We start from the raw sequence: 22,550 nt of genomic DNA, 5'->3' as shown, positions 1-22,550 counted from the left end.
GATCAATCCTCCTGGAGAGGCATGCGGGAGGCCGCGTCGAAGCGGTCCTTCCGTGAGGGAGCGAGGGCATAGATCAGCACCGTCAGAAAGACGGCGACGAAGTAGACGAGCCCCCAGGTCTGGGCGAATTCAGCAAAGAACTTGTATGCGGCCGGCATGGTCTTGATCCTCAGCGCACGTTGGCCTTGTTGTCGTAGAGCTTGAAGTCGACTTGCGTGCCCAGCATCTGCAGATACGCGATCAGGGCGTCGGCTTCGGTGACCTTCTGCGGATTGCCGTCGAAGGCCCTGGACTGCGCTTTCGGGTAGCGCTTGGCGAGGTCGATGGCATTCGGGTCGTCGGCATTGGCCTGGATCCGGACGTCGCTCTCGGCATGCTTCAGCATCTCGTCCGTGTAGGGGACGCCGAGCGTCGCCTGCACCTTCAACTCCTCCGCGATGGCCGACGCGTCGAGTTCCGTCGTTTCGAGCCAGGGATAGCCGGGCATGATCGAGCCGGGAACGACCGCACGCGGATCCTTGAGGTGATCCTTGTGCCAGTCGTCGGAGTACTTGTTCCCGAGGCGGGCGAGATCCGGCCCGGTGCGCTTGGATCCCCATTGGAACGGCCGGTCGTACATGCTCTCGGCGGCGAGCGAGTAGTGGCCGTAGCGCTCGACCTCGTCGCGCAGCGGGCGGATCATCTGGCTGTGGCAGTTGTAGCAGCCTTCACGCACGTAGATGTTGCGGCCGGCGAGTTCGAGAGGGGTGTAGGGCCTGACGCCCTCCACCTTCTCGATGGTGCTCTTCAGGTAGAAGAGCGGCACGATCTCCACGAGGCCGCCGATGGAGATCACGATCAGCACGCCGATGATGAGGATGATCGAGTTTGTCTCGAAAATCTTGTGGCGGGACCAGAATGACATGACCGTTTCCTTTATTCCGCGGCAATGAGCGCGGGCTGCATGGCCCGAGGGGCTTCCTCGACCGCCTCTCCGACCGAGATCGTCTTCCAGACGTTCCAGGCCATGATCAGGCTGCCGGCCACGAAGAAGGCACCGCCGAGCGCACGGATGACATAGAAGGGGTTCATCGCTTCCACCGTCTCGATGAAGGAGTATTCGAGGAAGCCGAGGCTGGTGTAGGCACGCCACATCAGGCCCTGGAGGATGCCTGCCACCCACATCGACGAGATGTACAGGACGATGCCGAGGGTCGAGATCCAGAAGTGCCAGGACACCGCCTTCATGGAGTAGAGCGCCTTCTTGTTCCACAGCCAGGGAACGAGGCAGTAGATCGCCCCGAAGGAGATGTAGGCGACCCAGCCGAGCGCTCCGGCATGGACATGGCCGATGGTCCAGTCGGTGTAGTGGGACAGGGAGTTCACGGCTTTCACGGACATGAGCGGTCCCTCGAACGTCGCCATGCCGTAGAAGGCCACCGACACCACCATGAGACGCAGGACCGGATCGGTGCGCAGCTTGTCCCAGGCGCCCGAGAGCGTCATCAGACCGTTGATCATGCCACCCCAGGAGGGCATCCACAGCATGACCGAGAAGACCATGCCCAGGGTCTGCGCCCAGTCGGGAAGGGCGGTGTAGTGCAGGTGATGGGGACCTGCCCAGATGTACATGAAGATCAGCGACCAGAAGTGAATGATCGAAAGGCGGTAGGAATAGACCGGCCGCTCGGCCCGCTTCGGGATGAAGTAGTACATGATGGCAAGGAAGCCGGCAGTGAGGAAGAAGCCGACCGCGTTATGGCCGTACCACCACTGCACCAGAGCATCCTGCACGCCCGACCATACGATATAGCTCTTGGGCGAGAAGAGGGAGACGGGGATGGCGGCGTTGTTGCCCAGATGCAGGACCGCAATGGTCAGGATGAAGGCGAGATAGAACCAGTTCGCCACATAGATGTGGGGCTCCTTCCGGCGCATGACCGTGCCGAGGAACACCAGGAAATAGGTCACCCACACGACCGTGAGGAAGAGGTCCGCGTACCATTCGGGCTCGGCATATTCCTTGCCCTGGGTGATGCCGAGCAGGTATCCCGTTCCGGCGATAACGATGAAGAAATTGTAGCCCAGCACCACGAACCAGGGAGCGATGTCGCCGACCATCCGGGCCCGGCAGGTGCGCTGCACGACATAGAACGAGCTGGCGATCAGGACGTTGCCTCCGAACGCGAAGATCACCGCCGAGGTGTGCAGCGGCCGCATCCGGCCGAAGGACAGCCAGGCCGTGTCGAAGTTGAGCGCCGGAAAGGCGAGCTGAAGGGCGATCAGCAACCCGATGGTGAAACCCGCAATGCCCCAGAACACGGAAGCGATCGTGGCGAATTTGACCGGGCCCATGTTGTAGTTCGGCTTGCCGCCGAAGGTCAGCGGCGGCCGTTCGGCGGGCCGCTCGTAAAAGCGGTTCACGATGGCGAACACGGCGGCAACGCTGGCCGCTGCGAAAAGATAGGCATGAAAGGCGTATTCCGGCGTATAGGCCTTCGCCGCGATGATGATGCTGAGGAGTGCCAGGCCGGCGAAGGCAAGGGCAGAGCCCATCTCGCCGAAGGTCATTCCTTTTGAGGGTGCTGCCGCTTGAGCCATAGGCTTCGACCTTTTGAGAGTATCGGCGAGGCCGTGAGCTTCGCCGTCAGGAGAGTCGTTTACGGGGAGGGCCGGGAAGGGGCATTGATGCAGATCAAAGGCCCGGACGGTGCCTTACAGAGCCCGGGAGTGACGTTGGGCGCCGTTCTCGAGATATCGATCGAACACGGCGCAGACGGTCCGGACGAGCGCCCGGCCCTCGTCCGGGATCGTCAGCGTCAGTCCGTCGCGGACAACGAGCCCATCCGCGGCCAGTTCGTCGATGGTTGCGATCTCATGGCGGAAATCCGCGGCGTTGCGGTGAAACTCCGATGCAAGTCCATGCAGATCCACGGAGAAATCGCACATCAGGCGCTCGATAATCGTCCGGCGCAGGCGGTCATCCTCGGACAACGCCGCCCCGCGCACGATGGGAAGCCTGCCGGCCAGGATCGCCTCCCGGTACGCGACCGTCGTCGGCGCATTCTGGACGTAGCCCTGCGGTAACGACCCGATCGCCGAGGTGCCGAAGCCGATCAGGGCTTCCGCTTCGTCGGTGGTGTAGCCCTGGAAGTTGCGGTGGAGGCGTCCGGCCCGGTGACGGATCGCCATGGGATCGTCGGGCCGAGCGAAGTGATCGATCCCGATCTGGACATAGCCTGCGCGAATGAAGGCATCGGCCGCGGCCTCGCGCTGCTCGACGCGCGCCACCGCATCGGGGAGCGCCGCCTCGGGCAGGAGGGCCTGATGGCGCTTCATCCAGGGGACATGGGCGTATCCGAACAAGGCGATGCGGTCGGGATCGAGCCGCAGTGCAAGCTCCACGGAACGCCTGACGCTCGCGATGCTCTGGAACGGCAGGCCATACATCAGGTCCAGGTTCAGGCCGCTCACGCCGGCCTGGCGCAGCCACGCAGCAACCTGCGCCGTCTGTTCGAACGACTGCACCCGCCGGATGGTCTCCTGCACCTTGGGGTCGAAATCCTGGACGCCCAGGCTCGCGCGGCCAAGCCCGGCCGCCGCAAGGGCGTGAACGTGCTCCGGCGTGATAGTTCTCGGGTCGATCTCGACGGCGATCTCGGCCTCGGGCCGGATGTCGAAGGCACTTCCCAGCCGCCGGGAAATGCGCTCCAGATCGCCCGGGGAAAGGATCGTCGGCGTTCCTCCGCCCCAATGGATGTGGGATACCGCCATGCGGCCGGGCAGGCAGCGCGCCACGATCTCGATCTCCCGCTCCAGGCACTCCACATAGGCCGCGATGGCCTTGTAGCTGCGGGTCACGGCGGTGTTGCAGCCGCAATAGAGGCAGAGTTCCGCGCAGAACGGCACGTGCAGGTACAGCGACAGGGGCTGGTTCTGCTCCAGCTCGGCGAGCCAGGAGCCATAGGTACGGTCGGTGATATCCGGCTTGAAGTGGGGTGCGGTGGGATAGCTGGTATAGCGCGGGACGCGCTGGTCGTATCGGGCAATGAGATCAGGGGTCATGGTGGAAGCTTGCATGGAAGCTCCGCGATCCGCTTTGACCTGGATCAAAGCTGGCAAGTCCCTGGAACGGGATACCAATTGCGCATGCGATGGATCTCCCATCCGGAGCGGGCGTCCCCGGGCCTCCGCGGTGCGTCTCGAACGCGGAGCCGTCCGCGCCATCTCGGTGTTCTATCGACCGATGGCCGAGCAGCAGACATGACGGACGTCAACCTTCTCACCGACGGCCGGGACTTGGCCGCCTCCAACGGCGCCACCTTCAAGCGGCGAGGCCCAGATGCCGTTCGGCGGCGTGAAGGCGAGCGGCTGCGGCCGGTTCGGCGGCAAGGCCGGCATCGCCGAGTTCACCGAGCTGGGCTGGATCACCATCGAGACCGGTCCGAAGCATTTCCCGATCTGAGGACGCCTGCGGCGTTTCCCAGATCGTCGCGTGGAACTTTCGCCTGCCCGGCTCGCTTGCCCTGCGCGGCGCCCTAAGTGCCATGAGGCTCTTTCATCCCGGGCGCCGTCAGGAGGGCAGTCGTGAGGCCGGTCATCATTGCCGTTGCGATCACGGGATCGGTCCCGCGCAGGAAGGACAATCCGGCGGTGCCGATCACCCCGGACGAGCAGATCGAGTCGACCCGTCAGGCCTACGAGGCGGGCGCCACGCTCGTGCACATCCATGTCCGCAACGACGACGAGACGCCCTCGTCCGATCCGGAGCGCTTCGCGGCCGTCCAAGCGGGTGTGGTCCGGCACTGCCCGGGCATGATCATCCAGTTCTCGACCGGCGGCCGGGGCCGCGATCCGGCCCAGCGCAGCTCCGCCCTCGGGCTTCGTCCCGATATGGCCTCGCTGTCGACGGGTTCGGTGAACTTTCCCACCATCGTGTACGAGAACCACACGGTTCTGGTGGAGGAGATGGCGGGCAAGATGATGGCGCTCGGCATCCGCCCGGAGATCGAGGTCTTCGACCTGTCCCATCTTCATGCGGCCAGGCGGCTCGCCGACAAGGGGCTCGTCGACGATCAGCCGCATATCCAGTTCGTCATGGGAATCCAGAATGCGCTTCCGGCGGAGGAGCGCCTGCTCGACATCCTGCTCAGGGAAGCCAAGCACCTGTTCCCGAACTGCACCTGGACGGCAGCCGGCATCGGGCGCCATCAGGCCGCGGTCATGGGCTGGGCGCTCGCGCGAGGCGCGGACGCGGTCCGGACCGGCCTCGAGGACAACATCCGCATCACGAGGGAGCGGCTCGCCTCCAGCAATGCCGAGCTCGTCGAGCACGCGGTGCTCGCCGTCGAGCGGCACGGCCACCGCGTCGCGACGCCCGAGGAGGCGCGGGCTCTGCTGGGGTGCAGGCCCGTCTCGGCGGCCTAAAGCATGTAGCGCAGGGTCTCGCTCGCGGCGCTCAGCGACGGTAGGAAGCGCTCGCGCATCTCGTCCGCCGAGACGCGCCCGGCCTGGGCGCTGAGGTTGAGCGCGATCGTCACCTGGCCGTTCTTCTGGACCACCGGCACGGCGATGGAGCGCAGGCCGAATTCGAGTTCCTCGTTCACGAGGGCGTAGCCTTGTGAGCGGGTGGCCTCGAGGACGGCCCGGAACGCGGCCTTGTCGGTGAGGGTCTTCGGCGTCCTCGCCTCCAGGCGGACGCGCCCGAGATAGGCGTCGATCGCCGCCTCGGGTTGGTAGGCCAGGATCGCCCGGCCCAGGGAGGTGCAATAGGCGGGGAGGCGGCTGCCGACCCCCAGGCCGATGGACATGATGCGGCGGGTGGCCGAACGGGCGATGTAGACGATGTCGTCGCCGTCGAGGATCGCGGCGGAACTGGATTCGCCCGTCGCCTCGGAGATCTGCTCGAGAAAGGGCTGCACCCGGGTCGAGAGGGACGCGGACGAGAGATAGGCGTAGCCGAGCCGCAGGATGCGGGGGCTCAGGGAGAAGTAGCGCCCGTCGAAATTCGCGTAGTTCAGCCGGGTCAGCGTGAGGAGGTAGCGCCGCGCCGCCGCGCGGGTGATCCCGGTCAGCTTCGACACGTCGGACAGGGTCAGGCGGGGCCGGCTGGCATCGAAGGCCTCGATCACGAGGAGGCCCTTTTCGAGACTGGCCACGAAGTCCCGGTCGCTGCCCTGATCTTCGATGTCCGCACCCTGCATCGCTCTCTCCGAAGGGGTATGGTGAACTTTGGTAGCCTTGACACCCCCAGGGCAAACCGTACTACATGTGCGATATAGCTTTCAATGTTCGCAATGCGCACAAGCGGCTAGACGATAGGATGAGAGGACCGCGATCCTGGACAACGAGATCGGGCGGCTCAGAGGGAGGAACGGAATGAAGGTTTCCAAGGCAATTCTCGGGGCCGCCATCGGGGCCCTGCTGACAGGTTCGGCCATGGCCGACACGATCAAGGTCGGCATCATCGGCCCGTTCTCGGGCCCCTTCGCGCTCCAGGGCAAGAACTTCCAGGCCGGCGTCGAGGCCTACATGGCGCTCAACGGCAAGTCCGTGAAAGGCCACGACATCGAGGTGATCTACCGCGATCTCCCGGCGGCGAACCCCGCCCAGTCCCGCGCCCTGGCGCAGGAGCTGGTGGTGAAGGAGAAGGTGCAGTATCTCGGCGGCGTGTACTTCACGCCCGACGCCATGGCGATCACGCCCCTACTCAAGCAGGCGAACACGCCGCTCGTGATCTTCAACGCCGCGACGTCCGCCATCATGACCCAGTCTCCTCTGGTGGTGCGCACCTCGTTCACGACCGCCCAGACGACCTCGCCCTCGGGCAAGATCGCCACCGAGCGCGGCGTCAAGAAGGTGATCTCGGCGGTGAGCGATTATGGCCCCGGCGTCGATGCGGAAGCGGCCTTCAAGAAGGCGTTCGAAGCCGCCGGCGGCCAAGTGGTGGAAGCCATCCGGATGCCGCTCAACACCACCGATTTCAGCCCGATCATGCAGCGCGTGCGCGATTCCGGCGCCGAGGCAGTGTTCGCCTTCCTGCCGTCCGGCCCCACGACGCTGGGCTTCGTGAAGGCCTATAACGAGACCGGCCTGAAGCAGGCCGGCATCAAGTTCTTCGCGCCGGGCGACCTCACGCAGGAATCGGATCTTCCCGCGCTCGGCGACGGTGCGGTCGGCCTTCTCACCACGTTCCATTACGCGGTGTCGCACGACAGTCCCGAGAACAAGAAGTTCGTCGAGGCCGCCACCAAGGCGGTCGGCGGGGCCGACCAGCTCTCTTTCCCGTCGGTCGGCGCCTATGACGGCATGCACGTGATCTACAAGATGATCGAGGCGACGGACGGCAAGCAGGACGCCCAGAAGGCCGTGGACGCGGTGAAGGGCTTGTCCTGGACGAGCCCCCGCGGCCCGGTGAGCATCGACGCCGAGACCCGGCACATCACGGAGAACATCTATCTCCGCGAGGTCGTGAAGGGTCCGGACGGCAAGACCTATAACAAGGAGATCCAGACCTTCCCGAACCAGAAGGATCCTGGCCTCGCCACCCAGTAATCGGGCGGCTCGCACTCTCGAAGACGCGGCGCCCCCATGCCGCGTCTTCCGCTCAACCGATCAGCCGCGCGCCCGGGATCATCCATGCAGACCGTCCTCAGCATCGCGATCGACGCCTTTGCCTACGGCATGGCCCTCTTCATCATCTGCATCGGCCTGTCGCTCACGATGGGGCTAATGCGGGTGGTGAACCTGGCCCATGGCGCCTTCGCGATGATCGCCGGCTACATCGCCTCATACGCGGCGCGCGATCTCGGGCTCGGCTACGCGGCCGCGATCTTCCTGGCGATCGTCGGCACGGTCGTCATCTCCATTCCCCTGGAGCGCCTGCTCTACCGCCGGATCTACGGCCGGCCCGAGCTGACCCAGGTGCTGATGACCATCGGCATCACCTTCTGCGTCATCGGCATCACCAACTACTTCTTCGGCCCGACCCTGAAGACCATCCCGCTCCCCGGCAGCCTGAGCCAGCCGGTGGATGTGGGCTTCAAGACGATTGCCGCCCACAGGCTCTTCGTGATGGCCTGCGGCGTCGTCGTGGCCGGCGGGCTCTGGTACCTGATCGAAAAGACCGATTTCGGAATCAAGCTGCGGGCCACCGTGGACAACGCCGCCATGGCCGACGCGCTGGGCGTGCGCACGCAGGTGGTCTATGCCGTCAGCTTCGCCATCGCCATCGGGCTCGCGGCCCTCGGCGGCGTGGTGGGCGCGGAGTTCCTGCCCATCGAGCCCTATTACGCGCTGCGCTACATGGTGACCTTCCTGGTCGTGGTGTCGGTCGGCGGAGCCGGGTCGATCCCCGGGGCGGTCGCCGCCTGCCTTCTGCTCGGCGCGGTGGACACGACCGGGCGCTACCTGATGCCCGAATTCGGCAACTTCTTCTTCTATGCCGCCGTGATCGCCATCGTGTGCGTGTTCCCGCGCGGCTTCTTCGGAAGGGCCCAGTAACGTGCAGGTCGTCGCTCAAGCACAGAGAGTTCCAGCGCCGTCTTCCGTCGGAAACCGGTGGCTGCGGGACGCGATCGGCCTCGCCCTGATCGTCGCGGCGGGCCTCGCGGGCTACTGGCTGTTCCCCGACAACCTGGCCCTCCTGACCCGGGTCATCGCGGTGGCGCTCCTCGTCCTCTCGCTCGACCTCATCACGGGCTATTGCGGCGTGGCCTCGCTGGGACAGGCCTCGCTCTTCGGGGCGGGCGCCTACGCGGCGGGAATCGCCTGCGTGAACGGCGTCACCGAGCCCCTGACCCTGATCGTCATCGGGGCGGTCGCCGGGGCGGCGGCGGGCCTTCTCATGGGCACGATCATGCTGCGCGCCCACGGGCTGGCGCAGCTCGTCCTGTCCATCGCCATCGTCCAGCTCTTCCACGAAGCGGCCAACAAGGCCTCGGCCTATACGGGCGGCAGCGACGGGCTCGCGGGCCTGACGGTGAGCCCGCTCTTCGGCCTGTTCGAGTTCGACCTCTGGGGCCAGACCGCCTATCTCTTCGGGCTCGCCCTGCTGGTCGTCGTGTTCGTCGTCCTGAAATTCATCGTGTCGTCGCCCTTCGGCATGCTCTGCCGGGGCATCAAGCAGGACCCAATCCGCATCCGCGCCATGGGGTCCTTCGTGTTCCCGGTGCTGTTGAAGATGTTCGTGATCTCCGGCGCGGTGGCCGGCATGGGCGGGGCTCTCGCGGCGATCTCCACCCAGGTGGTCGGCCTCGACAGCGTCAGCTTCGAGCTCTCGGCCAATGCCCTGGTCATGCTCGTGCTCGGCGGTCTCGGCTCGCTCTACGGCGCTCTCGTGGGCACGGTGATCTTCATGGGGTTCGAGCACATCGTGTCGGCCATCAACCCGTTCCACTGGATGACCATGGTGGGAGCCCTGCTGATCGCCGTGGTGCTGGCGGCGCCCGGCGGGCTGAGCGGCGTTCTCGAGACGATCACCCGATCGGCCAGGCGCAGCAAGGGAGGGCGCCCATGAGCGACCTGTTCCGCGTCGAGGGACTGACCAAGAATTTCGGCGGCCTCGCGGTCAGCCGCAACATTTCGCTGTCGATGCCGGCGGGCGAGCGGCTGGCCCTGATCGGCCCGAACGGCGCCGGCAAGACCACCTTCGTCAATCTGGTGACGGGGCAGATCCGTCCGAGCGCCGGGCGCGTCGTCCTCGCGGGCGAGGACGTCACCGGCCTCGGAGCCGTGCGGCGGGTGCGCAAGGGACTGGTGCGCACCTTCCAGGTGACGCGCCTCTTCTCCGAGCTGACCCCGGAGGAGCATGTGACGCTCACCGTGCTCCAGCGGGAAGGCAAGGCGCGCCGCATCCTGAGCCGCTTCACGGGCCATTCCGACGTGGCCGGCGAGGTGGAGGGCATTCTCTCGACGCTCGGCCTGCTCGACGTGGCCCGCCGCAGGGTCGGCGAGATCGCCTACGGCCAGCAGCGGCTTCTGGAGATCGGCATCGCGCTGGCGCTTCGGCCGAAGGTGCTGCTGCTCGACGAGCCGGCCGCCGGCGTCCCGTCGAGCGACACGCCCAGGATCGAGCAGGCGCTGGAGCGCCTGCCGCCGAGCCTCGCCGTGCTGATGATCGAGCACGACATGGATCTCGTCTTCCGCTTCGCCCGGCGCGTGGTCGTGCTGGCGGCGGGCGAGATCATCTTCGAGGGCCTGCCGTCCGAGGTCGCCGCCGACGACCGGGTCCGTGAAGCCTATCTGGGGAACTATGCCCATGCCCGCAGCGTCGCTTGAGGTCCGCGGATTGAGCGCGGGCTACGGCCCGACGATCGTCCTGGAGGACGTCTCCTTCTCCGTACCGTCCGGGGCGCGACTGTCCATTCTCGGCCGCAACGGCATGGGCAAGACGACGCTGCTCTCGACCCTGATGGGCATGAACCGCCGCTACGGCGGCGAGATCCTGATCGGCGGCGCCGACGTGTCGTCGCTCAAGAGTTCCGAGCGGGCGCGCCGGGGCATCGGCCTCGTGCCGCAGACCCGCGACATCTTCCGCTCGCTCACCGTGGAGGAGAACCTGATCGTCGGGGTCAAGGACCGGCCGCGCAGCGTCATCCAGGAAGCCTACGACATGTTCCCGCGCCTGCACGAGCGGCGCAACAATCTGGGCTGGCAGCTGTCGGGCGGCGAGCAGCAGATGCTCTCGACCGCGCGCACCATCCTGGGCCGCCCGTCCGTCCTGCTCCTCGACGAGCCGCTGGAGGGGCTGGCGCCGGTGATCTGCGAGGAGCTCATGGCGGCCTTCACGCGGCTTGCTTCCAGCGGCGAGATGACGATCCTGCTCGTCGAGCAGCGGCTCGAGAGCGCGCTGGATTTCGCGGAATCGGTCCTGATCCTGGAGCGCGGTCGCATCGCCTGGCAGGGGACGAGCGAGGCCCTGCGCGCCGACCAGAACCTGGTCGAGCACTATATCGGCGTCGGCTCGCTGCATTGAGGTTGGGAATGGCTTTCACACGCGTCAACGGAATCGTTCTGCACGTCCAGGAACTCGGGCGGTCCGACGGGCCGGCGCTCGTCTTCGTCAACTCTCTCGGCAGCGACGTGCGCATCTGGCAGGACGTCGTGCCGGCTTTCGCGGACAGGTACCGGATCATCCTGTACGACAAGCGCGGGCACGGGCTCTCGGACGCGCCGCCCGCGCCCTACACGATCGACGATCACACGGACGACCTGATCGCGCTTCTCGACCATCTGGGACTCGACCGGGCCGCCTTCGTCGGCCTCTCGGTCGGCGGCATGATCGGCCAGCGCATCGCCGTGCGGGCTTCCGAGCGCGTCCGGGCGCTCGTGCTCTGCTGCACGGCCGCGAAGATCGGCACGCCGGAGAGCTGGGCCGAGCGCATCACCGCGGTCGAAGACGGCGGCATCGAGCCCATCGCCGACGCCGTGCTCCAGCGCTGGTTCACGCCTTTGTTCCGCGAGACGCGTGCGGACGAGGTCGCGGGCTGGCGCAACATGCTGGTCCGCACGCCCGATCACGGCTATGCGGGCACCTGCGCGGCGATCCGCGACGCGGACCTGCGGCCCGACGCGGGCCGGATCGCCGCGCCGACGCTCTGCGTCGCTGGCGACCAGGACGGGTCGACCCCGGCGGACGTGGTCAAGGGCACGGCGGACCTCATTCCGGGCGCGCGCTTCGCGCTCATCGACGGGGCAGGGCACATCCCCTGCGTCGAGCAGCCGGCCGCGCTGTCGCGGCTCATCGGCCATCATCTTCAGGAGGCGGGACTTGTCTGAACAGGAACGGAGCGAGCGCTACAAGGCCGGCATGGCGGTGCGCCGCGAGGTGCTCGGCGACGCGCATGTGGACCGGGCGAGCGCGCAGATGACGGAGTTCGACGCCGATTTCCAGACCTTCATCACCGAAGGCGCCTGGGGCACGGTGTGGTCGCGCCCCGGCTTCACGAAGCGGGAGCGATCCATCGTGACCATCGCGCTGCTCGCGGCGCTCGGGCAGGACGACGAGGTCGCCATGCATGTGCGCGCCACCCGCAACACGGGCGCCACCAAGGAGGACATCAAGGAGGCGCTGCTGCACGTGGCCGTCTATGCCGGCGTGCCGGCGGCGAACCACGCCATCAAGATCGTCAAGAAGACCTTCGCGGACATGGACGCCGCTTCGGGAAACACACAAGAGGACGGATCCGGGAGGAGCCAGCATGAGTGACAACGGCCAGTATTTCCAGCGTGACCGGACCTGGCATCCGCCGGCCTTCACGCCGTCCTACAAGACCTCGGTTCTGCGCTCGCCGCAGCAGCCGCTGATCTCGCTCGAGAACACCCTGTCGGAATCGACCGGTCCGGTGTTCGGGCATTCCAAGATCGGCCCCTTGGACAACGACCTCATCCGCAACTACGCCAAGACCGGCGAGGCCATCGGGCAGCGCATCGTGGTCTACGGCCGCGTGCTCGACGAGAACGCCCGTCCGGTGCCCGGCGCCCTGGTGGAGTTCTGGCAGGCCAATGCCGGCGGGCGCTACCGCCACAAGAAGGAAACCTATCTCGCGGCCATCGACCCGAACTTCGGCGGCTGCGGCCGCATGATCACCGACGAGGAGGGGCGCTACTGGTTCCGCACCATCAAGCCCGGTGCCTATCCGTGGCCGAACGGGGTGAACGACTGGCGCCCGGCGCACATTCACTTCTCGGTGTTCGGCCATGCCTTTGCGCAGCGCCTGATCACCCAGATGTATTTCGAGGGCGACCCGATGATCTGGCAGGATCCGATCGCCATGACGGTGCCCGACAGGGCCGCCGTCGAGCAGCTCATCGCGGCGCTCGACCGGCAGAACACCCTGCCGATGGACTCGCTCGCCTACAAGTTCGACATCGTCCTGCGCGGCCGCCGCTCGACCATGTTCGAGAACCGGATGGAGGGGAACTGATGGTTCAGAAGCTCGATTTCCTGAAAGAATCGCCCTCGCAGACGGCGGGGCCCTACGTGCATATCGGCACGAACCCGAACTGGGTCGAGATCACCGGCGTCTGGAACGAGGATCTGGGGCTGGTGCTGGTGGGCCCCGAGACCAAGGGCGAGCGCATCATCGTCAAGGGCCGCATCTTCGACGGCGCCGGCGACGTCCTGCGCGATGCCCTGGTGGAGATCTGGCAGGCGGATGCCGAAGGGCTCTACAACAGCCCCGAGGAGACCCGCGGCAAGGCCGATCCGAACTTCGTCGGCTGGGGCCGCCAGCCCTGCGACGGCACCACGGGCGAATACCGCTTCGAGACGGTCAAGCCGGGACGCGTGCCGTTCCGGGACGGGCGGATGATGGCGCCGCACATCACGGTGTGGATCGTGGCGCGCGGCATCAATATCGGGCTGCACACGCGCCTGTACTTCTCCGACGAGGAGGCGGCCAACGCGGAATGCCCGGTGCTCGCCCAGATCGCCCGCAGGAACCGGATTCCCACCCTGATCGCCACCCGCGGCGAGGAGAACGGAATGCCGGCCTACACCTTCGACATCCATCTCCAGGGTGAGAAGGAAACCGTGTTCTTCGACATCTGACCGACGACCCGAGAGCATAGCATGGCCAAGTTCCAGAGCCTCAAGGAGGCCGTTGCCGAGAACCTGCGCGAGGGCGACACGGTCGCCTTCGAAGGGTTCACCCACCTGATCCCCCACGCGGCCGCCCACGAGGTGATCCGCCAGGGGATCGGGGACCTCACCCTCATCCGCATGACCCCGGACATCATCTACGACCAGATGATCGGCATGGGTCTGGTGAAGAAGGTGATCTTCTCCTATGCGGGCAATCCCGGCGTCGGCCTGCTGCGCCGCATGCGCGACGCCATCGAGAACGGCTGGCCGCGCGCCATCGAGACCGTGGAGCACAGCCATGCCGCCATGGCCAACGCCTACGAGGCGGGCGCGGCGGGCCTTCCCTGCGCGGTGTTCCGCGGCTATCGCGGGGCGGGCCTGAAGGAGGTCAACCCCGCAATCCGGAGCATCACGTGCCCGTTCACCGGCGAGGAGCTTGCGGCCGTGCCGGCGCACCGCCCGGATGTCGCCGTCATCCATGCCCAGAAGGCGAGCCGGCGCGGGGACGTGCTGGTGGAGGGCATCACCGGCGTGCAGAAGGAGGCCGTGCTCGCGGCCAGGCGCTCCGTCGTGACGGTCGAGGAGATCGTGGAGGATTTCGACGACCTTCACCCGAACCTCTGCGTGCTGCCGCACTGGACCGTCACGTCCATCGCGCAGGTGCCGGGCGGGGCGCATCCGTCCTATACCCACGGCTATTACGACCGCGACAACGCCGCCTATCTCGAATGGGACAAGATCTCCGCCGACCGCGATCTCTTCACCGCCTGGATGAAGGAGAACGTGCTCGACCGGGGTCCCGAGGTGTTCGCCCAGCGCGTGAAGGGATTGCACGAATGACCAGCCTGTCGGATTTCACGCCCAACGAGATGATGACCATCGCGGCGGCCCGGGCGCTCTCCAACGACGACGTCTGCTTCGTGGGCATCGGCGCGCCGTCCGCCGCATGCAACGTGGCGCGGCTCACCCATGCGCCAGACATCACCCTCATCTACGAGAGCGGCACCATCGGCACGGCGCCGAGCGTGCTCCCGCTCTCCATCGGAGACGGCGAGTTGTGCGAGACCGCCGTGACGACCGTCTCGGTGCCCGAGATGTTCCGCTACTGGCTCCAGGGCGGGCGCATCTCCATCGGGTTCCTCGGGGCCGCCCAGCTCGACCGCTTCGGCAACATCAACACCACGGTGATCGGCGACTACCGCAAGCCCAAGGTGCGCCTGCCCGGCGGCGGCGGCGCGCCGGAGATCGCCACCTCCTGCAAGGAGGTGTTCATCACCATGAAGCAGGCGACCCGCGGCATGGTGGAAAAAATCGACTTCTATACCTCGTTCGGCCACGGCGAGGGCGGCAACCACCGCGAGCGGCTCGGCATCACCACGAAGGGCCCGACGCTCCTGATCACGGATCTGGCGCTCTGGAAGCCCGACCCGGAGACCAAGGAATTCACCGTGGTGTCGATGCATCGCGGCGTGACCCGGGATATGGTGCAGGAAACCTGCGGCTGGAGGGTGCGATTCTCCGAGCGTCTCGAGGAGACGCCTCCGCCGACCGACCTCGAACTCACCACCCTGCGCGAGCTTCAGGCCCGGACCGAGAGAGCTCACGGCGGCAAGAAGGGGACTTGAGATGCGTGAAGCCTATATCTGCGCCTATGTGCGCACGCCCATCGGCCGCTATGGCGGCTCCCTGTCCGGCGTCCGTGCCGACGACCTCGCGGCCGTGCCCCTGAAGGCGCTGCGCGAGCGCCTGCCGAACCTCGATTTCGAGGCCGTGGACGACGTGATCTACGGCTGCGCCAACCAGGCCGGCGAGGACAACCGCAACGTGGCCCGCATGGCCGTGCTGCTGGCGGGACTGCCCGGCGTGATCCCCGGAACCACCATGAACCGCCTCTGCGGCTCGGGCATGGACGCGGTCATCGCGGCGGCCCGCGCCATCAAGGCGGGCGAGGCCGAGATCATGATCGCGGGCGGGGTCGAATCCATGTCGCGCGCGCCCTTCGTGATGCCGAAGGCCGATACGGCCTTCTCGCGCAACGCCGAGATCTACGACACCACTATCGGTTGGCGCTTCATCAACCCGCTGATCAAGAGCCAGTACGGCGTCGATTCCATGCCGGAGACCGGCGAGAACGTGGCGGCGGATTTCAACGTCTCGCGCCAGGATCAGGACGCCTTCGCCCTGCGCTCGCAGAAGAAGGCGGCCGCCGCCCAGGAGAACGGGCGCCTCGCCCTGGAGATCGTCCCGGTCACGATCCCGAAGCGAAAGGGCGATCCGGTCGTGGTCGACCGGGACGAGCATCCCCGCGGCGACACCACCCTCGAGCAGCTGGCGAAGCTCCCGACGCCGTTCCGCAAGGACGGCACCGTGACGGCCGGCAACGCCTCCGGCGTCAATGACGGCGCGGCGGCCCTGATCGTTGCCTCGGAGGACGCGGTCCGCAAGTTCGGGCTGGAGCCCATCGCCCGCGTTCTCGGCGGCGCTACGGCCGGCGTCGCGCCGCGCATCATGGGGATCGGCCCGGCGCCAGCCACGAAAAAACTCTGCGCGCGCCTCGGCCTCGCGCCAACCGATTTCGACGTGGTGGAACTGAACGAAGCCTTCGCCAGCCAGGGCATCGCGGTGCTGCGCGAGCTGGGCATCCCTGAGGATGCGGAGCATGTGAACCCGAACGGCGGCGCCATCGCGCTCGGCCATCCGCTCGGCATGTCCGGCGCCCGCATCACCGGCACGGCCGCCCTGGAGCTGAAGCTCACGGGCAAGAGGCGTGCGCTCGCCACCATGTGCATCGGCGTCGGGCAGGGCATCGCCGTCGCCCTCGAGGCGGTCTGACGCGAGGTTCGTGACGATGCAGACGCTCCCCCGTCCCGTCCTGCAGGCCCTCGTCGGCGACGAGGCGGTGGAGGCGTTCTTCTCCAACGGAGCCGAGCTCGCGGCCATGCTGCGGGTCGAAGCCGCCCTGGCTGAGGCCGAGGCGAAGGTCGGCTTGATCGGTAACGACGCGGCGCGCCGGATCGCCGAAGTCTGCGGCGCCTTTCAGCCGGACTGGGGCAAACTCGCGGAGGGCCTCGCCCGCGACGGCGTGATCGTTCCCGAGTTCGTCAAGCAGCTGCGGGCCGCGGTGGGTGAGCCGCACGCGAAAGCCGTTCACCTGGGAGCGACCAGCCAGGACATCATCGACACCGCCCTGGTCCTGCGCCTGAAGACCGTCATCGCGGTCCTCGGAGAGCGCCTCGACACGCTGATCCAGTCCCTCGACGGCCTGAGGCGCCGGGACGGCGCCGTGCGCCTCATGGCGCATACCCGGATGCAGCAGGCGCTTCCATTCACGGCGGCCGACAAGATCGACACCTGGCTCCAGCCCCTGGAGCGTCACAGGGAGGCCCTGCAGGACCTCGCCCCGCGCCTCCTTGTCGTTCAGCTCGGCGGCCCGATCGGGACCCGCGGCGAGCTGAAGGGGCACGGCGACGCCGTCGCCGACGCCATGGCCGGGATCCTGTGCCTCGGCCTCGCCCCGTCCTGGCATTCCCAGCGCGACCGGATCGGCGAGTTCGGCTCATTCCTGTCCCTGCTGACCGGCACCCTCGGCAAGCTCGGGCAGGACGTGGCCCTGATGGCGCAGAACGAGGTCGGCGAAGTGAAACTCGCCACGGGCGGAGGCTCGTCGGCCATGGCCCACAAGTCGAATCCGGTGCCCGCCGAGGTGCTGGTGACGCTCGCCCGCTTCAACGCCGGGATGCTCGGCACCCTGCATCAGGCTCTGGTCCACGAGGGCGAGCGCTCGGGAGCGGCCTGGACGCTCGAATGGATGGTGCTGCCGCCCATGGTGATCTCAACGGCCGCAGCCCTGAGCAGGACCCGGGAAATGATCGCGGGGCTGACCATCGCTCCCTCCAAGGCCGTCTAAAGCATCGGACCCAAAAGTGGACTTGCACTTTCGGGATCCATCCGATGCTTTCCTCTTGAATGAGAGCATCGGACGGAAAACCGGGTCCACTTTTCACCTCCGATGCTCTAGACCTGACCTCCGTCATGCGTCGCCGACGATCACGGTCACCCGGCCGGAGCCGCCGCAATCCGGGCACGGCTTCTGCCCGATGCTGCCGGACCCGTCGCAGGTGGGGCAGATGTTCTCTCCGGTCTGCCTGGCGCCCGGCACGTCCTCGTCCCCGGGATTCTTCCGATCATTATCCGACATGAGCTGGCTCCTTCGGTGAGTAACGCCGGGGTCCTGCGCGGGTTCTTGATGGAGGTCAGGCCATGGCGCTCTGCTGCCGGGCCCGGAAGGCGAGGGGCGCAAGCCCGGTCCTCTGCTTGAAGAAGCGCGCGAAATAGGCCGGGTCGTCGAAGGCGAGGGCCAGCGCGATCTCCATGGCGCTCAAGCCCGTGAAGGTCAGGTATCGCTTCGCCTCGAGGATGATCCGCTGGTGCACGATGCCGAGCGCGGTGTCGCCGAGATGCTCCCGGCAGATGCGGTTGAGATGGGGCGCCGTCAGGCCGAGCCTGCGGGCATAGGCGTCGATCGGCTGGTGGCTGCGGAAATCCCGGTCGACGAGTTCCCGGAAGCGCAGGGCGTGTCGAAGGGCGGGGCTCCCTGCCCCATGGCGGCCGGGAGCCGCCGCGGAGCCCTGCAGGCGATGGAGCGCGATCAGGACCAGCATCAGCCGGGCCTGGATCGCCTCGGAGCGGCCCGGAGCGCGGCCGGCGAACTCCCCCGCGAGAGCCGCGATGTCGTGGCTCAGCGCGCGGCCGATCTCCTCATGGCCGCCGAGGTCGACCGCCTGAACGGACCGGCAGGTCTCCCGGATGCCGGGCATGTCCGCGAGGATCTGGGACAGGCGGGTGTCGAACAGCGTCAAAACCGCTCCCTCCACGTCCGGTGAGAACGCGTAGCCGTGGACGGTCATCGGCGGCAGGGCCACGAGGGCAGGACCGGTCATGTCCGTGCTCCGGCCGTCGATCGCGACCTCGGCCGTGCCGGCAGCCAGGTGAAGGATCTGGAACAGCCGCTCGTGCCGATGCGGCAGGATCCGATAATTGTGCAAGCGGCTGCGGACCTGAATGGTCTCGCAATGGATCCAGTCCGACGCCGGGTCCTCGCCGGTTTCTCCATAGAGCGCATAGGTTGGGATGTCGGCAATGGCCACGTCTGGTCGATCCGTTCCGCGTCGTCGAATGTTCGGAATGTCCAATCCTATGCGCGCTTTGTCTATTGGCCGTTGGGCGGTCGGAGTTCATTCTTCGACCCCATGAACAAGGCGGCCACGGCCGCCGTCGCGGAGGAATTCGGTCATGCAGACCAAGGTCGCCATCATCGGGGCGGGACCCGCCGGGCTCCTGCTGGGACGCCTTCTGGAGAAGGCCGGGGTCGACACCGTCATCCTGGAACGACGCAGCCAGGATTACGTGCTCGGGCGCATCCGCGCCGGCGTCCTCGAACAGGGCACGGTCGAACTCCTGGACAAGGCCGGCGTCGGCGAGCGGCTGCATGCGGACGGGCTCGTCCATGACGGCGTGGAGTTCTGCTTCGATGGCGACAGGCACCGCTTCGACTTCCGCGCCCTGATCGGCAGGACGGTGACCGTCTACGGGCAGACGGAGGTGACCCGCGACCTGATGCAGGCCCGCGAGGCCTCGGGCGCGACCACGATCTATGAAGCCGAGAACGTGTCGCTCCACGGCTTCGACGGCGACCGTCCGAGCGTGCGCTACGTCAAGGACGGCGTCGAGCACGAGATCGCCTGCGACTTCATCACCGGGTGCGACGGCTATCACGGAGTGGCGCGGGCCAGCGTGCCGGAGAGAGCGATCCGCACCTTCGAGCGGGTCTATCCCTTCGGCTGGCTCGGCATCCTGGTCGACAGGCCGCCGGTCGCCGAGGAGCTGATCTATGCGCATCACGCCAGGGGCTTCGCCCTCTGCTCCATGCGGTCGCACAGCCGCAGCCGCTACTACGTCCAGGTGCCGGCGGACGAGAAGGTGGAGGAATGGTCGGACGACCGGTTCTGGGACGAGTTGCGCCGCCGGGTCGATCAGGAGACCGCCGACCATCTGGTGACCGGTCCGTCCATCGAGAAATCCGTCGCTCCCCTGAGGAGCTTCGTGGCCGAGCCGCTCCGCTTCGGCCGTCTCTTCCTGGCCGGCGACGCCGCCCATATCGTGCCGCCCACCGGGGCCAAGGGGCTGAACCTCGCGGCGAGCGATGTCGGGGCCCTGGCCGAGGCTCTCGTCGAGTTCTACGCTGAGCGATCAGCCGCGGGGATCGACGGCTATTCCGCGCGCGTGCTCTCGCGGATCTGGAAGGCCGAGCGGTTCTCCTGGTGGATGACCTCGATCCTGCACACCTTCCCCGAGACCGACGCCTTCAGCCGCCGGATCCAGCGCGCGGAGTTCGACTATCTCAGAAGTTCGGACGCGGCCGCCCGGTCCCTGGCGGAGAACTACACGGGGCTGCCGCTCTAGCATCCGTGCCGGGAATGTCCTTTCCCTCGCCGGACTCGTTCCGGTGATCCCGATGCCTTGAGGCGCTGCGCTCCACCTTATCGGGATGGCCGGCACAGGGCCGGCCATGACGTGTGGAGGGTGTCAATGCCGGACCGGGTGTTCACCCTCCACGTCATCACCGGGCTTGTCCCGGTGATCCCGATCGGAAGAGCGCGGCGCCCCACCGGATCGGGATGGCCGGCACACGGCCGGCCATGACGTGAGAGGGTGTGACCTACGTCTTGCCGGCCTTGGCGAAGCTCTCGTGACGGTCCGCGATGGCGCTCGCCAGGGACCCGTCGAGGCCGAGCTCGTCGATCATGCGACTCGCCTCGCGCATCTCCGCCGCGCGCCGGATCCCGTGCTGGCGCACGCGGGACATCATGGTCCTGGCGAGACTCTCCCAGTCCATGCCGGGATAGGAGGCCGTCAGGCTGGCCAGGACGGCCGGCATGACGCCGGCCTTCTCGGAGGCCAGCGTGAAGTCGACCATCAGGGCCTCCATGCCCTTGATCACGATGCTACGGCACAGTTTCGTGGCCGAGGCCGTTCCGATCCCGGTGCTCACCGGGGTGATCCTCATGCCGAGATCGTTGAGCCGGGCCGAAACCTCCTCGGCTCTTTCGCCGCCGCTGAGGATCGGAACGGCGAGTCCCGGCTCCTTCACGGGTGCCATCACGGCGAACTCGACGAAAGCCGCGCCCCGGTCCCGCACGGGCTTTGCCACGCGCTCCTTGGTGGCGGGCGACACGGAATTGAGGTCGACATAGATCTGCGACGGATGAAGATGCGGCGCGACCTGCTCGGCCGCCGCAACGGCCGAATCCGCCGTGACGGCGGAGATCACGATGTCGGCTCCGCGGCATGCATCCGCCGGGCCGTCGGCGGCGTGAATGCCCGCCTCGGAGGCCCGCCGACGCAGCTCCGGGCCTTTCGCAAGATCGTCGAACAGGATGTCGTAGACCCTGATCCCGACGCCCCGTTTTCCCGCGAGCTGGCGGGAAAAGATCTGTCCGACTTCTCCATAGCCGATGAAGGCGATCTCGAGGCTCATGTGTGTACCGCTCATGAAGGGGACAGGGACCGTCAGTCCTCGTCCTTGTATTCCACATAGGTGAGACCCGCCTTCGCCAGCGGCTCGCGCATCTTGTAGAGGTCGAGGCCGAGAACGCCGGACGCGAGGGTCTCGCGCTTCGATCCCTCGTTGGCGACACGGGCCTCGCCGGCCGCCGCGACGGCCTCGGCCTCCCGGCGCGGCACCACCACGACGCCGTCGTCGTCGGCCACGATTAGGTCGCCGGGCTTCACCAGAGCGCCGGCGCAGACCACCGGAACGTTCACCGATCCGAGGGTCGCCTTCACGGTGCCCTTCGCGGAAATAGCGCGGGACCACACGGGAAAGCCCATCTCGGTCAGGGTCTTCACGTCGCGCACGCCGGCATCGATCACGAGGCCGACCACGCCGCGGGCCTTCAGGGAGGTCGCCAGCAGGTCGCCGAACATCCCGTCCGTGTTGTCCGTGGTCACGCCGACGACCAGGATGTCGCCCGGCCTGCACTGCTCGACCGCCACATGGATCATCCAGTTGTCGCCGGGCTGCGCCAGCACCGTCACGGCGCTGCCGGCCACCTGGGCGCCGGCCCAGATCGGCCGCATGTAGGGCTTCATCAGGCCGACCCGGCCCATCGCCTCATGGGTGGTCGCGGTGCCGAGTTCGGCGAGCCGGTCGACCACGGTCTGGTCGACGCGCGGAATGTTGGTGACGACGACGGGCTTCATGCCAGTTCCTCGACGATCTGGGGGAAGATGCGCTGGTAGGCCTCGCCGTAGGTCATGGCCCGGCCCGAGTTGCGGCCGCCCTGCATGCCGCGGTTCAGGGCCACGCGGGTATAGTATTCCCAGAGGTGCTTCTGGGCCGCCAGGATCTCGAAGGCCCTGCGCTTCGTCTCCCAGACCTCGTCGATGTTGAGGATCACGTTGGGCTTGTAGTTGCACTGCTCGGGCTGGTGCGGCTCGAACAGGAACACCGGCGGGGCGTTGTAGGCGAGGTCCGGGCTCGGCTTGTGGCCGGCCGCCTGCGCGATGATGCGGGCCTCCTGGGCGAAGCGGGTCGCCTCGGGATGGTCCACGTTGTACGGGTCCTCCAGGGAATGCGTGAGCACGAAGGAAGGCTTGAGCTCGCGGTAGACGTCCACGAGCCGGTCGAGCATCTCGGGCGTGGTGTGGAGCGGGTAGTCACCGGCGTCGAAGAACTCGATTTCGGCCCCGAGCGTCTCGGCGGCGCGCTCCGCCTCCTCGCGGCGCTGCGCCTTCACGTCGGCGAGCGATACGTCGGCCTTCTTCCAGGCCCACTGGCTCTCGCCGCGCTCGCCGAAGGACAGGCAGACGATCTTCACGCGATAGCCCTTCTTCGCATGGAGCGCGATGGCGCCGCCCGCGCGCCATACGAAGTCGCCAGGATGGGCGGTGACGACAAGTCCGGTCTTTCCAGTGCTCATGATGT

25 protein-coding genes and 1 pseudogene are annotated in these 22,550 nt (G+C 67.1%); 16 read left to right on the top strand and 10 right to left on the bottom strand.

All coding sequences use genetic code 11. From position 1 onward, the window contains the following. Positions 1 to 2: 2 nt before the first annotated feature. From OCW50_RS07555 to hemN, 4 genes are all read right to left on the bottom strand, one after another. A complete protein-coding gene (locus OCW50_RS07555; RefSeq protein ID WP_262272476.1) occupies positions 3 to 158 on the bottom strand; it encodes a cbb3-type cytochrome c oxidase subunit 3 in 156 nt (51 codons plus the stop codon). An 11-nt stretch (positions 159 to 169) separates the two neighbouring features. Beyond that, on the bottom strand, positions 170 to 904 hold the full coding sequence (gene ccoO / locus OCW50_RS07550) for a cytochrome-c oxidase, cbb3-type subunit II (protein ID WP_262272477.1): 735 nt from the start codon (positions 902 to 904) through the stop codon (positions 170 to 172). Positions 905 to 915: 11 nt separating this feature from the next. Further along, a complete protein-coding gene (gene ccoN, locus OCW50_RS07545; RefSeq protein ID WP_262297004.1) occupies positions 916 to 2,580 on the bottom strand; it encodes a cytochrome-c oxidase, cbb3-type subunit I in 1,665 nt (554 codons plus the stop codon). A gap of 114 nt (positions 2,581 to 2,694) precedes the next feature. Then, on the bottom strand, positions 2,695 to 4,044 hold the full coding sequence (gene hemN, locus OCW50_RS07540; protein ID WP_262297029.1) for an oxygen-independent coproporphyrinogen III oxidase: 1,350 nt from the start codon (positions 4,042 to 4,044) through the stop codon (positions 2,695 to 2,697). Between the two features lie 253 nt (positions 4,045 to 4,297). Here hemN and OCW50_RS07535 point away from each other — a divergent pair. Continuing rightward, positions 4,298 to 4,444 (top strand): annotated as a pseudogene (locus tag OCW50_RS07535) (aldehyde dehydrogenase family protein); the annotation flags it as partial. A 122-nt stretch (positions 4,445 to 4,566) separates the two neighbouring features. Beyond that, a complete protein-coding gene (locus OCW50_RS07530; protein ID WP_262297003.1) occupies positions 4,567 to 5,406 on the top strand; it encodes a 3-oxoadipate:acetyl-CoA acetyltransferase in 840 nt (279 codons plus the stop codon). Here the strand turns inward: OCW50_RS07530 and OCW50_RS07525 are convergent. Beyond that, positions 5,403 to 6,182 carry an IclR family transcriptional regulator gene (locus OCW50_RS07525; RefSeq protein ID WP_262297002.1) on the bottom strand — a complete coding sequence of 260 codons (780 nt, stop codon included), beginning with the start codon at positions 6,180 to 6,182 and terminating at the stop codon, positions 5,403 to 5,405. The genes OCW50_RS07530 and OCW50_RS07525 overlap by 4 nt on opposite strands. Positions 6,183 to 6,357: 175 nt before the next feature. Here OCW50_RS07525 and OCW50_RS07520 point away from each other — a divergent pair, with 175 nt between their 5' ends. The 13 genes from OCW50_RS07520 (at position 6,358) to OCW50_RS07460 (ending at position 17,471) form a co-directional block, all read left to right on the top strand. After that, positions 6,358 to 7,533, top strand: a complete 1,176-nt coding sequence (locus OCW50_RS07520; RefSeq protein ID WP_262297001.1) for an ABC transporter substrate-binding protein — start codon at positions 6,358 to 6,360, stop codon at positions 7,531 to 7,533. An 84-nt stretch (positions 7,534 to 7,617) separates the two neighbouring features. Then, positions 7,618 to 8,481, top strand: a complete 864-nt coding sequence (locus OCW50_RS07515; protein WP_262297000.1) for a branched-chain amino acid ABC transporter permease — start codon at positions 7,618 to 7,620, stop codon at positions 8,479 to 8,481. 1 nt (position 8,482) lies between these two features. Continuing rightward, positions 8,483 to 9,496, top strand: a complete 1,014-nt coding sequence (locus tag OCW50_RS07510; protein ID WP_373371324.1) for a branched-chain amino acid ABC transporter permease — start codon at positions 8,483 to 8,485, stop codon at positions 9,494 to 9,496. Continuing rightward, entirely contained in the window at positions 9,493 to 10,257 is a 765-nt protein-coding gene (locus tag OCW50_RS07505; protein WP_262296999.1) for an ABC transporter ATP-binding protein, read from the top strand. The genes OCW50_RS07510 and OCW50_RS07505 overlap by 4 nt, the downstream gene beginning before the upstream one ends. Then, complete coding sequence (locus tag OCW50_RS07500; RefSeq protein WP_262272484.1) at positions 10,238 to 10,954, top strand: ABC transporter ATP-binding protein; 717 nt, start codon at positions 10,238 to 10,240, stop codon at positions 10,952 to 10,954. Before OCW50_RS07505 ends, OCW50_RS07500 begins: the two co-directional genes overlap by 20 nt. An 8-nt stretch (positions 10,955 to 10,962) precedes the next feature. Next, on the top strand, positions 10,963 to 11,757 hold the full coding sequence (gene pcaD / locus OCW50_RS07495) for a 3-oxoadipate enol-lactonase (RefSeq protein ID WP_262296998.1): 795 nt from the start codon (positions 10,963 to 10,965) through the stop codon (positions 11,755 to 11,757). Between the two features lie 31 nt (positions 11,758 to 11,788). After that, positions 11,789 to 12,187, top strand: coding sequence for a 4-carboxymuconolactone decarboxylase (pcaC, locus tag OCW50_RS07490; protein WP_262272492.1), 399 nt, complete (start codon positions 11,789 to 11,791; stop codon positions 12,185 to 12,187). After that, a complete protein-coding gene (pcaH, locus tag OCW50_RS07485; protein ID WP_262296997.1) occupies positions 12,180 to 12,905 on the top strand; it encodes a protocatechuate 3,4-dioxygenase subunit beta in 726 nt (241 codons plus the stop codon). Before pcaC ends, pcaH begins: the two co-directional genes overlap by 8 nt. Beyond that, positions 12,905 to 13,531 carry a protocatechuate 3,4-dioxygenase subunit alpha gene (gene pcaG / locus OCW50_RS07480; RefSeq protein WP_262296996.1) on the top strand — a complete coding sequence of 209 codons (627 nt, stop codon included), beginning with the start codon at positions 12,905 to 12,907 and terminating at the stop codon, positions 13,529 to 13,531. Before pcaH ends, pcaG begins: the two co-directional genes overlap by 1 nt. A gap of 21 nt (positions 13,532 to 13,552) precedes the next feature. Further along, the gene (locus OCW50_RS07475) at positions 13,553 to 14,404 is read left to right on the top strand and encodes a CoA transferase subunit A (RefSeq protein ID WP_262296995.1); all 852 of its coding nucleotides are present in this window, start codon (positions 13,553 to 13,555) and stop codon (positions 14,402 to 14,404) included. Next, on the top strand, positions 14,401 to 15,189 hold the full coding sequence (locus OCW50_RS07470; protein ID WP_262296994.1) for a CoA-transferase subunit beta: 789 nt from the start codon (positions 14,401 to 14,403) through the stop codon (positions 15,187 to 15,189). Before OCW50_RS07475 ends, OCW50_RS07470 begins: the two co-directional genes overlap by 4 nt. 1 nt (position 15,190) lies before the next feature. Then, positions 15,191 to 16,396 (top strand): 3-oxoadipyl-CoA thiolase, encoded by a 1,206-nt coding sequence (gene pcaF, locus OCW50_RS07465; RefSeq protein ID WP_262296993.1) that lies wholly within the window; start codon positions 15,191 to 15,193, stop codon positions 16,394 to 16,396. A 16-nt stretch (positions 16,397 to 16,412) separates the two neighbouring features. Next, positions 16,413 to 17,471, top strand: a complete 1,059-nt coding sequence (locus OCW50_RS07460; RefSeq protein ID WP_262296992.1) for a 3-carboxy-cis,cis-muconate cycloisomerase — start codon at positions 16,413 to 16,415, stop codon at positions 17,469 to 17,471. Between the two features lie 123 nt (positions 17,472 to 17,594). Here the strand turns inward: OCW50_RS07460 and OCW50_RS07455 are convergent, their stop codons facing one another. Together OCW50_RS07455 and OCW50_RS07450 are read right to left on the bottom strand one after the other, a co-directional pair. Continuing rightward, entirely contained in the window at positions 17,595 to 17,762 is a 168-nt protein-coding gene (locus tag OCW50_RS07455; protein WP_262273252.1) for a hypothetical protein, read from the bottom strand. Between the two features lie 55 nt (positions 17,763 to 17,817). Continuing rightward, the gene (locus OCW50_RS07450) at positions 17,818 to 18,711 is read right to left on the bottom strand and encodes a helix-turn-helix domain-containing protein (protein WP_262296991.1); all 894 of its coding nucleotides are present in this window, start codon (positions 18,709 to 18,711) and stop codon (positions 17,818 to 17,820) included. 145 nt (positions 18,712 to 18,856) lie between these two features. Between OCW50_RS07450 and pobA the strand changes: the two genes are divergently transcribed. Then, positions 18,857 to 20,026, top strand: a complete 1,170-nt coding sequence (gene pobA, locus OCW50_RS07445; RefSeq protein WP_262296990.1) for a 4-hydroxybenzoate 3-monooxygenase — start codon at positions 18,857 to 18,859, stop codon at positions 20,024 to 20,026. 256 nt (positions 20,027 to 20,282) lie between these two features. On the opposite strand, the gene OCW50_RS07440 is transcribed toward pobA, so the two are convergent. From OCW50_RS07440 to OCW50_RS07430, 3 genes are read right to left on the bottom strand one after another with little or no spacing between them, the layout of a single operon-like run. Beyond that, positions 20,283 to 21,101 (bottom strand): DUF1932 domain-containing protein, encoded by an 819-nt coding sequence (locus tag OCW50_RS07440; RefSeq protein ID WP_262296989.1) that lies wholly within the window; start codon positions 21,099 to 21,101, stop codon positions 20,283 to 20,285. A 32-nt stretch (positions 21,102 to 21,133) separates the two neighbouring features. Beyond that, positions 21,134 to 21,826, bottom strand: coding sequence for a 4-carboxy-4-hydroxy-2-oxoadipate aldolase/oxaloacetate decarboxylase (locus OCW50_RS07435; RefSeq protein WP_262296988.1), 693 nt, complete (start codon positions 21,824 to 21,826; stop codon positions 21,134 to 21,136). Then, on the bottom strand, positions 21,823 to 22,545 hold the full coding sequence (locus OCW50_RS07430; RefSeq protein ID WP_262296987.1) for a PIG-L deacetylase family protein: 723 nt from the start codon (positions 22,543 to 22,545) through the stop codon (positions 21,823 to 21,825). The genes OCW50_RS07435 and OCW50_RS07430 overlap by 4 nt, the downstream gene beginning before the upstream one ends. Between the last annotated feature and the right edge of the window lie 5 nt (positions 22,546 to 22,550).

The sequence above is a fragment of the Microvirga sesbaniae genome, assembly GCF_025460805.1.
Lineage (GTDB): Bacteria > Pseudomonadota > Alphaproteobacteria > Rhizobiales > Beijerinckiaceae > Microvirga > Microvirga sesbaniae.
Note: the sequence above shows the minus strand (reverse complement) of the source record. Positions and strands in the feature narration are given on the sequence as shown.

Bases quoted from the DNA above. Each gene is read 5' to 3' on its own strand.
- OCW50_RS07520 (WP_262297001.1), top strand. From the start codon at position 6,358: ATGAAGGTTTCCAAGGCAATTCTCGGGGCCGCCATCGGGGCCCTGCTG.
- pobA (WP_262296990.1), top strand. From the start codon at position 18,857: ATGCAGACCAAGGTCGCCATCATCGGGGCGGGACCCGCCGGGCTCCTG.
- OCW50_RS07505 (WP_262296999.1), top strand. From the start codon at position 9,493: ATGAGCGACCTGTTCCGCGTCGAGGGACTGACCAAGAATTTCGGCGGC.
- OCW50_RS07475 (WP_262296995.1), top strand. From the start codon at position 13,553: ATGGCCAAGTTCCAGAGCCTCAAGGAGGCCGTTGCCGAGAACCTGCGC.
- pcaH (WP_262296997.1), top strand. From the start codon at position 12,180: ATGAGTGACAACGGCCAGTATTTCCAGCGTGACCGGACCTGGCATCCG.
- pcaG (WP_262296996.1), top strand. From the start codon at position 12,905: ATGGTTCAGAAGCTCGATTTCCTGAAAGAATCGCCCTCGCAGACGGCG.
- OCW50_RS07460 (WP_262296992.1), top strand. From the start codon at position 16,413: ATGCAGACGCTCCCCCGTCCCGTCCTGCAGGCCCTCGTCGGCGACGAG.
- pcaF (WP_262296993.1), top strand. From the start codon at position 15,191: ATGCGTGAAGCCTATATCTGCGCCTATGTGCGCACGCCCATCGGCCGC.
- OCW50_RS07430 (WP_262296987.1), bottom strand. From the start codon at position 22,545: ATGAGCACTGGAAAGACCGGACTTGTCGTCACCGCCCATCCTGGCGAC.
- ccoN (WP_262297004.1), bottom strand. From the start codon at position 2,580: ATGGCTCAAGCGGCAGCACCCTCAAAAGGAATGACCTTCGGCGAGATG.
- OCW50_RS07455 (WP_262273252.1), bottom strand. From the start codon at position 17,762: ATGTCGGATAATGATCGGAAGAATCCCGGGGACGAGGACGTGCCGGGC.
- hemN (WP_262297029.1), bottom strand. From the start codon at position 4,044: ATGACCCCTGATCTCATTGCCCGATACGACCAGCGCGTCCCGCGCTAT.
- pcaD (WP_262296998.1), top strand. From the start codon at position 10,963: ATGGCTTTCACACGCGTCAACGGAATCGTTCTGCACGTCCAGGAACTC.
- OCW50_RS07435 (WP_262296988.1), bottom strand. From the start codon at position 21,826: ATGAAGCCCGTCGTCGTCACCAACATTCCGCGCGTCGACCAGACCGTG.
- ccoO (WP_262272477.1), bottom strand. From the start codon at position 904: ATGTCATTCTGGTCCCGCCACAAGATTTTCGAGACAAACTCGATCATC.
- OCW50_RS07525 (WP_262297002.1), bottom strand. From the start codon at position 6,182: ATGCAGGGTGCGGACATCGAAGATCAGGGCAGCGACCGGGACTTCGTG.
- OCW50_RS07470 (WP_262296994.1), top strand. From the start codon at position 14,401: ATGACCAGCCTGTCGGATTTCACGCCCAACGAGATGATGACCATCGCG.
- pcaC (WP_262272492.1), top strand. From the start codon at position 11,789: ATGGCGGTGCGCCGCGAGGTGCTCGGCGACGCGCATGTGGACCGGGCG.
- OCW50_RS07515 (WP_262297000.1), top strand. From the start codon at position 7,618: ATGCAGACCGTCCTCAGCATCGCGATCGACGCCTTTGCCTACGGCATG.
- OCW50_RS07500 (WP_262272484.1), top strand. From the start codon at position 10,238: ATGCCCGCAGCGTCGCTTGAGGTCCGCGGATTGAGCGCGGGCTACGGC.
- OCW50_RS07440 (WP_262296989.1), bottom strand. From the start codon at position 21,101: ATGAGCCTCGAGATCGCCTTCATCGGCTATGGAGAAGTCGGACAGATC.
- OCW50_RS07555 (WP_262272476.1), bottom strand. From the start codon at position 158: ATGCCGGCCGCATACAAGTTCTTTGCTGAATTCGCCCAGACCTGGGGG.